Origin of the sequence: Pseudomonas sp. NPDC087342, assembly GCF_044744265.1 — a bacterium.
GTDB lineage: Bacteria > Pseudomonadota > Gammaproteobacteria > Pseudomonadales > Pseudomonadaceae > Aquipseudomonas > Aquipseudomonas nunensis.
The window spans coordinates 1-12305 of record NZ_JBIUXZ010000015.1; the positions used below are offsets into that span (position 1 = coordinate 1).

Annotated in this window: 10 protein-coding genes; 5 read left to right on the forward strand and 5 right to left on the reverse strand. The window is 58.7% G+C overall.

What is annotated here, in order from left to right:
- The 3 genes from ACIOYV_RS23345 to bfr form a co-directional block, all read left to right on the forward strand.
- On the forward strand, positions 1-171 hold a 171-nt coding region (locus tag ACIOYV_RS23345; RefSeq protein WP_401327572.1), incomplete at its 5' end, for a bL17 family ribosomal protein.
- Between the two features lie 241 nt (positions 172-412).
- Positions 413-1861: a catalase gene (locus ACIOYV_RS23350; protein WP_163911349.1), complete on the forward strand. Its 1449-nt coding sequence runs from the start codon at positions 413-415 to the stop codon at positions 1859-1861.
- 155 nt (positions 1862-2016) lie between these two features.
- Positions 2017-2481, forward strand: coding sequence for a bacterioferritin (gene bfr, locus ACIOYV_RS23355; protein ID WP_007933692.1), 465 nt, complete (start codon positions 2017-2019; stop codon positions 2479-2481).
- 75 nt (positions 2482-2556) lie between these two features.
- Here the strand turns inward: bfr and uvrA are convergent, their stop codons facing one another.
- Complete coding sequence (gene uvrA, locus ACIOYV_RS23360) at positions 2557-5391, reverse strand: excinuclease ABC subunit UvrA (protein WP_123509954.1); 2835 nt, start codon at positions 5389-5391, stop codon at positions 2557-2559.
- 191 nt (positions 5392-5582) lie between these two features.
- Between uvrA and ACIOYV_RS23365 the strand changes: the two genes are divergently transcribed.
- Positions 5583-6980, forward strand: coding sequence for an MFS transporter (locus ACIOYV_RS23365; RefSeq protein ID WP_163911352.1), 1398 nt, complete (start codon positions 5583-5585; stop codon positions 6978-6980).
- 9 nt (positions 6981-6989) lie between these two features.
- The gene (locus ACIOYV_RS23370) at positions 6990-7517 is read left to right on the forward strand and encodes a single-stranded DNA-binding protein (protein ID WP_010467282.1); all 528 of its coding nucleotides are present in this window, start codon (positions 6990-6992) and stop codon (positions 7515-7517) included.
- Positions 7518-7590: 73 nt separating this feature from the next.
- On the opposite strand, the gene ACIOYV_RS23375 is transcribed toward ACIOYV_RS23370, so the two are convergent.
- The 4 genes from ACIOYV_RS23375 to ACIOYV_RS23390 all read right to left on the reverse strand — a co-directional run bounded on the left by ACIOYV_RS23375 (position 7591) and on the right by ACIOYV_RS23390 (position 12290).
- Positions 7591-9795 (reverse strand): OsmC domain/YcaO domain-containing protein, encoded by a 2205-nt coding sequence (locus ACIOYV_RS23375; RefSeq protein ID WP_401327393.1) that lies wholly within the window; start codon positions 9793-9795, stop codon positions 7591-7593.
- Between the two features lie 147 nt (positions 9796-9942).
- Positions 9943-11100 (reverse strand): glutathionylspermidine synthase family protein, encoded by a 1158-nt coding sequence (locus ACIOYV_RS23380; RefSeq protein ID WP_401327396.1) that lies wholly within the window; start codon positions 11098-11100, stop codon positions 9943-9945.
- A gap of 11 nt (positions 11101-11111) precedes the next feature.
- Entirely contained in the window at positions 11112-11840 is a 729-nt protein-coding gene (locus ACIOYV_RS23385; RefSeq protein ID WP_265041201.1) for a DUF1190 domain-containing protein, read from the reverse strand.
- A 21-nt stretch (positions 11841-11861) separates the two neighbouring features.
- Positions 11862-12290: a DUF350 domain-containing protein gene (locus ACIOYV_RS23390; RefSeq protein ID WP_401327398.1), complete on the reverse strand. Its 429-nt coding sequence runs from the start codon at positions 12288-12290 to the stop codon at positions 11862-11864.
- Between the last annotated feature and the right edge of the window lie 15 nt (positions 12291-12305).

Consider the following 12305-nt stretch of genomic DNA (forward strand, 5'->3'; position numbering starts at 1 on the left):
AAAGCTATCGTTGGTAAGCTCTTCAACGACCTGGGCAAGCGTTACGCTACCCGTGAGGGTGGCTACCTGCGCATCCTCAAGTGCGGCTTCCGCACTGGCGACAACGCGCCTATGGCGTACGTCGAGTTGGTTGATCGTCCAGTTGGCGGTGAAGCAGTATCCGCTGAGTAAGACGTCAGTCTGAAACGAAGAACCGGGCCTAGTGCCCGGTTTTTTGTGCCTGTAAGAAACGCGCTGTTTATACAAGCTTCACCGCGGTCTCTACCGTCATGATGCGAACGGGTTTCGTTGGTAGTATTTTTCTATTGATCACTACAAATTAATGAATTTGTAGCCTTCCTGATGAATGGTCAATACTCCGTCCCAAGCCGATTAGCCGGCAGTTCCAAAACTGACAGAGGAAGAAGATCGCATGAGCCAAAACAAAACGCTTACGACCGCCAGTGGCGCTCCTGTCGCCGACAACCAGAATTCCCGCTCCGCCGGCCCTCGTGGTCCGCTGCTGCTCGACGATTTTCATCTGATCGAGAAGCTTGCCCACTTCAACCGTGAAAACATTCCTGAGCGTCGCGTACACGCCAAAGGTTCGGGCGCTTACGGCACGTTCACCGTCACTCGCGACATCACTCAATACACCAGCGCCAAGCTGTTCGAATCCGTTGGCAAGCAAACACCTACCTTCCTGCGGTTTTCCACCGTAGGTGGTGAGCGCGGTTCGGCGGATACCGAGCGCGATCCTCGCGGCTTCGCGCTCAAGTTCTACACCGAAGAAGGTAACTGGGACATCGTTGGCAACAACACGCCAGTGTTCTTTATTCGCGATCCACTGAAATTCCCTGACTTTATCCACACCCAAAAACGCCTGCCGCAAAGCAACCTGAAAAGCGCTCAGATGATGTGGGACTTCTGGTCGCACTCTCCAGAGGCGCTGCACCAGGTCACTATCCTGTTCTCGGACCGCGGCATCCCTGACGGCTACCGTCACATGCACGGCTTCGGCAGCCACACTTACAGCCTGATCAACGCCGTGGGCGAGCGTCACTGGGTGAAATGGCACTACAAGACCCAGCAAGGGATCAAGAACCTTGCGCCGGCAGACGCTGCACGCCTGGCCGGTACCGACCCGGATTACGCCCAGCGGGATCTGTTCGGTGCGATCGAGCGCGGTGACTTCCCGAAATGGCGCGTGTGCATTCAGGTCATGACCGAAGCCCAGGCCGCGGCGCACTACGAGAACCCGTTCGACGTGACCAAGACCTGGTCGCAGAAAGAATTCCCGTTGATCGAAGTCGGTGAGCTGGAGCTCAACCGCAATCCGCAGAACTATTTCGCTGAAGTGGAGCAAGCGGCATTCGGTCCGAGCAACATGGTCCCGGGTGTTGGTCTGTCGCCGGATCGCATGCTGCAAGGCCGTGTGTTCGCTTACGCTGATGCACACCGCTACCGTGTCGGCACCAATCACCAGCAACTGCCGGTGAATGCTCCGCGCAATCAGGTCAATACCTACCAGCGCGACGGTTCGATGGCATTCGGCAGCAATGGTGGTGCGGCGCCGAACTACGAGCCAAACAGCTACGTGGAGTCGCCAAAGCAAGCGCCTCGTTACGCCGAACCTGCATTGGCGCTGAGTGGTGCGGCGGATCGCTACGATCACCGCGAAGATACCGATTACTACAGCCACGCCGGTGCGCTGTTCCGCCTGATGAGTGATGAGCAGAAGACCCTGCTGATCAACAACATTGCCGGCGCGATGGCCGGGGTTTCCAGCGATGTGGTAGATCGTCAATTGCAACATTTCTTCCGCGCCGACCCTGCGTACGGAGAAGCAATCGCAAAGGCGTTGGGCGTACAGCTTAACTAAGTCTAAACGAGAAGCAGAACCGCCCTCATTTGGGCGGTTTTTGCGTTATTTAAACCACTTTTCTCAGAATATCTTCGCTTTTATCGGGCATTCGGCGTGACCAAACAGTCTCCTTGGTTCAAACTACAGACTTTCAAGCAGGGAGATGTAGGGCGATGCAAGGCCACCCAGACGTAATCGATTACCTCAACACGTTGCTGACCGGCGAACTGGCGGCGCGTGATCAATATTTCATCCATTCGCGGATGTACGAGGACTGGGGTTTCACCGAGCTCTACGAACGTATCAACCACGAGATGGAAGAAGAAGCTCAGCACGCGGACGCTTTGATGCGTCGCATCCTGATGCTCGAAGGCACGCCGCGCATGCGTCCGGACGACCTGGATGTGGGCACCACAGTGCCTGACATGCTCGCTGCCGACCTGCGACTGGAATACAAGGTCCGCGCCGCACTCTGCAAGGGCATCGAGCTCTGCGAGTTGCACAAGGACTACGTCAGCCGCGAGATTCTGCGCATTCAGTTGAACGATACCGAAGAAGATCACACCTACTGGCTGGAGAAGCAGTTGGGTCTGATCAAATTGATCGGTCTGGAGAATTACCTGCAATCGCAGTTTTGATTCCCGGAAAAACCCCCGGATACAAAAAAGCCCCTGTCACCGACAAAGTGACAGGGGCTTTTTCATGGGCCTGGATCAGGCCTTGTCGCGAGCCAGTAGCGGCTTGAGGTAGAAGCCGGTGTGCGACTGCTTCATCTCCGAGACTTCTTCCGGCGTACCGACCGCAATGATCTGCCCGCCTTTGGAGCCGCCTTCCGGCCCAAGATCCACCAACCAGTCGGCAGTCTTGATCACGTCCAGGTTGTGCTCGATCACCACCACCGTGTTGCCGTGGTCGCGCAGGCGATGCAGCACGTCGAGCAATTGCTGGATATCCGCGAAGTGCAGGCCGGTGGTCGGCTCATCGAGGATGTACAGGGTCTTGCCCGTATCACGCTTGGACAGCTCGCGGGACAGTTTCACCCGCTGGGCTTCACCGCCGGACAGCGTCGTCGCGGATTGACCAAGCTTGATGTACGACAGACCGACATCCATCAGCGTCTGAAGCTTGCGCGCCAGGGCTGGCACCGCGTCGAAGAACACCCGCGCTTCCTCAATGGTCATCTCGAGGGTTTCGTGGATGTTCTTGCCCTTGTACTTGATTTCCAGGGTTTCGCGGTTGTAGCGCTTGCTCTTGCACACGTCGCACGGCACGTAAATGTCCGGCAGGAAGTGCATTTCCACCTTGATCAGGCCATCGCCCTGACAAGCCTCGCAGCGCCCGCCCTTCACGTTGAAAGAGAAACGCCCCGGGCCGTAACCACGGGAGCGGGACTCAGGCACGCCGGCGAAGAGTTCGCGAATCGGCGTAAACAGCCCGGTGTAAGTTGCCGGGTTGGAACGCGGCGTCCGACCAATCGGGCTCTGGTCGATGTCCACAACCTTGTCCAGATGCTCCAGGCCCTTGATGCTGTCGTGAGCGGCAGCTTCGAGGGTCGTTGCACCGTTGAGTGCCGTCGCGCTCAACGGGAACAGGGTGTTGTTGATCAGCGTCGATTTGCCCGAGCCGGAGACGCCAGTCACGCACGTCAGCAGGCCCAGCGGAATTTCCAGATCGACATTGCGCAGGTTGTTGCCGCGAGCGCCCTTAAGCGACAGGGTCATCTTCTTGTTGCGCGGCGTACGTTTGGCCGGCACGGCAATCTTCACGCGGCCCGACAGGTACTTGCCGGTCAGCGAGTCCGGGTGCGCCATGACTTCGGCTGGCGTACCTTCGGCGACGATATGCCCGCCGTGCACACCGGCACCAGGACCGATGTCGACCACGTAGTCCGCCAGACGAATCGCATCTTCGTCGTGCTCGACCACGATCACTGTGTTGCCGATGTCGCGCAGGTGCTTGAGGGTGCCGAGCAAACGGTCGTTGTCTCGCTGGTGCAGGCCAATCGACGGTTCGTCGAGGATGTACAGAACCCCCACCAGGCCCGCGCCGATCTGGCTGGCCAGGCGAATCCGTTGGGCCTCACCGCCGGACAAGGTGTCCGCGCTGCGATCCAGCGACAAATAGTCGAGACCGACGTTAACCAGGAACTGCAGGCGCTCGCGGATTTCCTTGAGAATCTTGTCGGCAATTTCGCCGCGACGGCCCGTCAGCTTCAACACGCCGAAATATTCGCAAGCATCGCCAATCGGCAGATTGGTCACCGCCGGCAAAGTCTTCTCACCCACCCAGACGTGCCGCGCCTCACGACGCAGACGCGTGCCACGGCAATCCGGGCAAGGCTGGGTGCTGAGGAATTTCGCCAGTTCTTCGCGCACCGAGGCAGACTCGGTTTCGCGGTAGCGGCGTTCCAGATTCGGCACGATGCCTTCGAACGGGTGCGAACGTTTGACGATGTCGCCACGGTCGTTCAGGTACTTGAAGTCGACGTTCTGCGAACCGCTGCCGTGCAGGATGAATTTCTGCTGATCGGCCGGCAGGTCGTTGAACGGCACTTCCAGGCTGAACTTGTAGTGGGACGCCAGCGACCCGAGCATCTGGAAGTAATAGACGTTGCGCCTGTCCCAGCCGCGAATCGCACCTTCGGCCAGGGTCAGTTCGCCATTCACCAATCGCTTGATGTCGAAGAATTGTTTAACCCCCAGGCCATCGCACGTCGGGCAGGCACCGGCCGGGTTGTTGAAGGAGAACAGCTTGGGTTCCAGCTCGCTGATCGCATGGCCGCAGATCGGGCAGGCGAAGCGCGCGGAGAAGATGATCTCTTCGCCAGGCTCGTCGTCCATCGGTGCCACCAACGCAATACCGTCCGCCAGTTTCAGCGCGGTCTCGAAGGATTCGGCCAGGCGCTGTTGCAGATCGGCGCGGACCTTGAAGCGGTCGACGACAACATCAATCGAATGCTTCTTCTGTTTATCCAGCTTCGGCAACTCGTCGAGCTCGCACAGCCGGCCGTTGACCCGCGCACGCACAAAACCCTGGGCGCGCAGTTCTTCGAAGACCGACAGATGCTCGCCTTTACGCTCGCGAATCACCGGCGCCAGCAACATCAACTTGCTGCCTTCCGGTTGCGCGAGGACCAGGTCGACCATCTGACTGACGGTCTGGGCTTCCAGCGGAATGTCGTGATCCGGGCAGCGCGGAATACCGACGCGGGCGTAGAGCAGGCGCAGGTAGTCGTAGATTTCGGTGATGGTGCCGACGGTCGAACGCGGGTTATGCGACGTCGACTTTTGTTCGATGGAGATCGCTGGCGACAGGCCTTCGATGGTGTCGACGTCAGGCTTTTCCATCATCGACAGGAACTGCCGGGCGTAGGCCGACAGCGATTCGACATAGCGGCGCTGGCCTTCGGCGTACAGCGTGTCGAATGCCAGGGAAGACTTGCCGGATCCGGACAGGCCGGTGATGACGATCAGTTTGTCCCGTGGCAGGGTCAGGTCGATGTTCTTCAGGTTGTGGGTTCGGGCCCCACGAATCAGGATCTTGTCCAAAGTGGCCTCGCTCGGCGGGCGTCGAAAACGTAGGAGTATACGGCCAAATACTGGATGGATGCACACTATCAAATGCGGGGTGCGCAGGCTTACATGAAGACTGCGTCATCTATGCGCGTCATAGCGTCGCGATATACCCCGTCAATCGATGGGACTGGTAGAATCGCCGCCGGTTCACATGAGGTTTTTCCATGCACGATCCCCACAGCGAACGCATGAGTGGCAGTGAGACCCGCGCAGCAAGCGGTCTGGCCCTGGTGTTCGCCTTCCGTATGCTTGGCATGTTCATGGTGTTGCCGGTACTGGCGACCTATGGGATGGATCTGGCGGGAGCGACCCCGGCCCTTATCGGGTTGGCGATTGGCGCTTACGGCCTGACCCAGGCGCTTTTCCAGATTCCGTTCGGGATCATTTCCGACCGTATTGGCCGACGTCCGGTGATTTACCTGGGGCTGATCGTCTTCGCCCTGGGCAGCGTGCTGGCGGCCAACGCCGATTCGATCTGGGGCGTTATCGCCGGGCGCATCCTGCAAGGCGCCGGCGCGATTTCCGCAGCGGTCATGGCCTTGCTGTCAGACCTGACCCGCGAGCAGCACCGGACCAAAGCCATGGCCATGATCGGCATGACGATCGGTCTGTCGTTCGCCGTCGCCATGGTGGTAGGGCCGTTACTGACCCGCGCCTTCGGACTGTCCGGACTGTTCCTCGCCACCGGCGGCATGGCGCTGTTCGGCATCGTGATCGTGATGTTCATGGTGCCGAAATCCACCGGGCCGTTGCAGCATCGCGAATCCGGCGTCGCGCGCCAGGCTCTGCTGCCGACACTCAAACACCCGGACCTGCTGCGCCTGGACCTGGGCATATTTGTGTTACATGCGATGTTGATGTCGAGCTTCGTTGCATTGCCCTTGGCCCTGGTCGAAAAAGCCGGGTTGCCCAAAGAACAGCACTGGTGGGTCTACCTGACCGCGCTGCTGATCTCCTTCTTCGCCATGATCCCGTTCATCATCTACGGCGAGAAGAAACGCAAAATGAAACGAGTTTTATTGGGCGCCGTCGCGACGCTGATGCTCACTGAGCTATTCTTCTGGCAGTTCGGTGACAGCTTGCGGGCTCTGGTGATCGGGACGGTGGTGTTCTTTACCGCGTTCAATTTGCTGGAAGCTTCCTTGCCGTCGCTGATCAGCAAGGTTTCACCGGCGGGCGGCAAAGGCACTGCGATGGGGGTTTATTCCACCAGCCAGTTCCTGGGTTCGGCGCTCGGTGGCATCCTCGGAGGCTGGCTTTTCCAGCATGGCGGTTTGTCGGTTGTGTTCCTTGGATGCGCCGGCCTGGCTGCACTTTGGCTAGCCTTTGCTGTTACCATGCGCGAACCTCCCTACGTGACGAGTCTGCGCTTGCCGTTGTCGGCCGAGGCGATCCGCGAAGCGGGTCTGGTCGAGCGCCTCAAGGCCGTCGTAGGGGTAACAGATGCAGTGATCGTTGCAGACGAAGCGGCGATTTACATCAAATTGGACACAGAACTATTGGATCGCACCACCCTCGAGCGCCTGGTGAACAACCCGCCCGAGGCAGCGTGCGTAGCCTAGGAGAACGTTATGGCCCGTGGGGTTAACAAAGTCATATTGGTCGGTACTTGCGGCCAGGATCCCGAAGTTCGCTACTTGCCTAACGGTAACGCCGTGACCAACCTGAGTCTGGCGACCAGCGAACAGTGGACCGACAAGCAAACCGGTCAGAAGGTCGAGAAGACCGAATGGCACCGTGTTTCGATGTTCGGCAAGGTTGCCGAAATCGCCGGCGAATACCTGCGTAAAGGTTCGCAGGTCTACATCGAAGGCAAGCTGCAAACCCGCGAGTGGGAAAAAGACGGTATCAAGCGTTACACCACTGAAATCGTGGTCGACATGCAAGGCACCATGCAACTGCTCGGCGGCCGTCCACAACAGGGCGACCAACAAGGCGGGGGCAACAACTACCAGCAGTCCGCTCCAGCCCCACGCCAACAGGCTCCGCGTCCGCAGCAGTCGGCTCCACAGCAGTCGCGCCAGGCTCCGCCTCCACAGCAGGCAGCGCCGCAACCGGCTCCGGATTTCGACAGCTTTGACGACGATATCCCGTTCTGATTTGTAGCTTCTCAGAACCGTAAACAAAAAAAGCGAAGCCATTCATCTGGCTTCGCTTTTTTGTTGGCGTTGTTTAACGGGTTAACGCGGCCACATTAGCCCGTGCTGAGTGCAGTTTCTTGTAGCTCTCGATCAACCGCAGGTGCCGGTCGAGCCCCTCCAGTTTCATGCTGGTCGGCGCCAGGCCATGGAAGCGTACGCTACCGTCCACCGAACCAATCGCTGCATCCGTGCGCTCGTTGCCAAACATCCGGCGGAAATTGGCCTCGTAGTCTTCCAGTTCCAGGTCTTCGTCCAGTTTCATCTCCAGCACCACGTTGACCGCTTGGTAGAACAAGCCGCGCTCAACCGTGTTGTCGTTGTACTGCAGGAACATTTCCACCGCTTCCTTCGCTTCTTCGTATTGCTGCAGGGCGAGATAAATCAGCAGCTTCAACTCCAGGATCGTCAGCTGACCCCACGCCGTGTTGTCGTCGAATTCAATGCCGATCAACGAAGTGATGTCGGTGTAGTCGTCCAGCTCACTTTCCACCAGACGCTCAACCAACGCTCGCAGTTCTTCTTCGTCCAAGCGATGCAGGTTGAGGATGTCGGCGCGGAAGAACAGCGCTTTGTTGGTGTTATCCCAGATCAAGTCGTCGGCAGGATAGATTTCCGAATAGTCCGGCACCAGGATCCGGCAGGCCTTCGCGCCGATATGCTCGTAGACCGCCATATACACTTCTTTGCCCATGTCTTTGAGAATGCCGAACAAGGTCGCGGCTTCCTCGGCATTCGAGTTTTCACCCTGGCCGGAGAAGTCCCACTCCACGAATTCGTAATCCGACTTGGAGCTGAAGAAGCGCCACGACACCACGCCGCTGGAGTCAATAAAGTGCTCGACGAAGTTATTCGGTTCGGTCACCGCATGGCCTTCGAACGTCGGCTGCGGCAAGTCGTTGAGGCCTTCGAAGCTGCGGCCCTGGAGCAATTCGGTGAGGCTGCGTTCCAGCGCCACCTCCAGGCTCGGGTGTGCGCCGAACGAGGCGAACACGCCGCCAGTGCGCGGGTTCATCAGCGTGACGCACATCACCGGGAATTCACCGCCCAGGGACGCATCCTTCACCAGCACGGGGAATCCTTGTTCTTCCAGTGCCTGAATCCCGGCCAGAATCCCAGGGTATTTCGCCAGCACTTCCGCCGGCACGTCCGGCAGGGCAAATTCGCCTTCGATGATTTCGCGTTTTACCGCACGCTCGAAGATCTCCGACAGGCACTGCACCTGGGCTTCGGCCAGCGTGTTACCGGCGCTCATGCCGTTACTCAGGAACAGGTTTTCAATCAGGTTGGATGGGAAATACACGACTTCGCCGTCCGACTGGCGCACGAACGGCAGCGAGCAGATGCCGCGTTCTTCGTTGCCCGAGTTGGTGTCGATCAGGTGGGAGCCACGCAGCTCGCCGTCGCGGTTGTAAATCTTCAGGCAGTACTCGTCGAGGATTTCGCTCGGCAGTGCGTCTTTACGACCAGGCTTGAACCAGCGTTCGTCCGGGTAATGCACGAATGCTGCGTTGGCGATGTCTTCGCCCCAGAACTGGTCGTTGTAGAAGAAGTTGCAGTTGAGGCGCTCGATAAACTCGCCCAGTGCCGACGCCAGCGCGCCTTCTTTGGTCGCGCCCTTGCCGTTGGTGAAACACATCGGCGAGTGCGCGTCGCGGATGTGCAGCGACCACACGTTGGGCACGATATTGCGCCACGAGGCGATTTCAATCTTCATGCCCAGGTCCGCCAGAATGGCCGACATGTTGGCGATGGTCTGTTCCAGCGGCAGGTCCTTGCCAGCAATAAAAGTGCTCGCCTCTGAACTGGACGCCGGCATCAACAACGCCTGGGCGTCGGCGTCGAGGTTTTCCACTTCTTCGATGACAAACTCTGGCCCGGCTTGCACCACTTTTTTCACGGTACAACGGTCGATGGAGCGCAGGATGCCCTGGCGGTCCTTGTCGGAAATATCCGCAGGCAGTTCGACCTGAATCTTGAAAATCTGGTTGTAGCGGTTTTCCGGATCAACAATGTTGTTCTGCGACAGGCGGATATTTTCGGTGGGAATACTGCGAGTGTCGCAGTACAACTTCACAAAATACGCTGCACACAGCGCCGATGAAGCCAGGAAGTAATCGAACGGGCCCGGTGCCGAGCCATCGCCCTTGTAGCGGATAGGTTGATCGGCCACCACCGTGAAGTCATCGAACTTTGCTTCAAGCCGAAGGTTGTCGAGAAAGTTGACCTTGATTTCCATGGGGGATTACCAGAATAACGGGATAGACGAATTGGCCGCCATTATCCGGCTTTTCAGTCGTAAGTCTCGTCCTGTGCCTGGTTTGTCCCTGTTTCACCCTGAAGCCCGATGCACGGCACCGGGCTTTTTTTGTGGGCGATGGATCGATCAATCAAGAATCAGGTGCGGCAGAAACCGGCTCGAATCCTTGGTGATCAGGCTGTTGTCTTCGCGCACGCCGATGCCGGCGGCCTGGTCGCCAATCACCCACGAACCGACCAGCGTGAAGCTGTCGCCAAACCGGGGCAGGGGGGCGAACTCCTGAAGGATAAACGGCGCATCCGTGTAGGGGCCGTCCTCTTTCACGATCAGACCGTCGGCAGTTTGCAACTCGATGTTGGCGCCTTCCCGGGAGAAGTAGGGCTTGCGCACCCAGCCTTTCGGCACCGCTTTGCTCGGATCGGTATCCACGTGCGCCGCGAGCAGGTTCGGATGACCTTTGTTGAATTCCCACAGCAACGGCAGGATGCCCTTGTTGGAGATGATCGATTTCCAGGCCGGCTCGAAAAACTGCGTGTCGCTCTGGGCGATTGCCGCGCCAAACGGCTCGTGGAAGATGAACTCCCAGGCATGCAGCTTGAACAGGTGCGGGATCCAGCGATCTTCGAGATCGACGAAACGTCCGTCATTGGTGAGGCCAATGTCTTCGAGGTCGATGTGGCGTGATTCGATGCCGACTTTTTCCGCGATCAGGCGCAGGTAGTCGGTGGTGCCTTTGTCTTCGACCGAGTCTTTCATCGAAGCAAAATAGAACGGTTGCTTGAGCTGTAATTGGGCAAAGGCCTGATGCAGCTTGGTGTCGATGCTGTTGAACTGGTCGGCATGCTTGGGCAGCAGACCGCGTTCGATGCATTGCTCCAGCCAGCCCCACTGAAACGCCGCCGCTTCGTACAGACTGGTCGGCGTGTCGTAGTTGAGTTCCAGCAACTTGGCCGGCCCGGTGCCGTTGTAGGAGAAGTCCATACGCCCGTAGAGGTGCGGATGGCCTTCGAGCCATGAAGTACGAACCAGGTCGAAGAACGGCGCGGGAATGCTCAGGCGCTCCAGCAATTCCTCGCTCTGCACCACGCGGGCCACCAGGTCCATGCACATGTGATGCAGCTCGGTGGTCGGGTCTTCCAGGTCGTTTTCGATCTGCTTGAGCGTGAACTGGTAGTACGCACTCTCATCCCAATAGGGTTCGTCGTCGATGGTGTGGAACAGAAAGCCGAGACTTTCGGCCGTCTGTTTCCAGTCATGACGTTCGGCGCAGAGGATTTTCTTCATGGCCCTGCTCCTTAACTGCTCGAACCGCCAGAACTCTTGCTCGAACCGCCCCAGCCACTGCGTGCGCTGGCCTGGCTACCGAAGCCGCCGCGCGAGGTGGCCGAGGCAACCGTCGCCGCTTTGCTGCGGGTGATGGTGTCGCTGTAGTTGCTGCTGCCGTAGCGCGCCTGGTTGGACCGGTTGAAGGTCGAACCGCTCGAAACTCGCTGGCTGAGTGTCGAGTTCGAGTAGCTGCCGCGATCATCGCGATAGCGGTAGACCGGTTCGGAGTAGTAGCTGTTGCGGTTGTTGCTCAGCATGTTGCCGATCAGCAAACCGGTCAGCAGGCTGCTGCCAGAGAACCCCGAGCCACTGACGGCGCTGGCTTCCGATGCGGGCAGCTTGGCCTTGGCCGCATCCACTTCGGATTGCGTCACTTCGCCATCGGCGTTCAGTTCGAAACCGCCGAGCTTGGGGATGAACTTGCCGGCGGAGTCCTGTTGGCACCAGTCGGCGACAAAGTCGGCGTCGCAATCGGCCTGGTTGTCGTACACCGGCGCGATTTGGCGATGTTCGGCCATGGCCTTCATGTAGGCGTCGGAACAGATGTCGACCGGCAGCTTTTCATCGGCGCACTGCTGGACGGACTGGAAGTTGTACTTCTTGTGTATCTCGTAGGTTTTTTCCGTCGGCCCGCAGCCTGAGATCGCCATGGCGACTGACGCGGCCAGGGAGAGCTGAACGTACTTGCTTCGTTTCATCACAATCTCCGTTGCGCGCGATCAGTTCTGGGAAGGGGTCATGCACGCGGCGTTGAGCATGCCGACGCTGATGGCCACGGCTGCCACGTAGATGCCGGCAGCGACTTCACCATTGCGGATACGCTCGGACGTGCCCTTGAGCACCAGTGTGGTCATCAGGAACGCCAGCAGTTGAACGAACGCTGCGATCACGGCCCAGACCACGAAATCGAGGATGTTGATCGAATAGGCAATCACGTTGCTCGCTGGAATGGCAAAGCCAATGATCGCGCCACCGAGGGCAATCGCCGCGGCCACGTTGCCGGCGCGAATCAGTTCGAACTCCTTGTGCGGCGTGATGCGGGTGTAGATGAACTGGAACAGCGCGAACAACACGGCGGCGCCGATGATGTACGACACAAACCCGAGGACGGCGGCCTTGTTCAGGGAGATGGAGAGCGCTTCAAGCATGGGAATCTTCCTTTT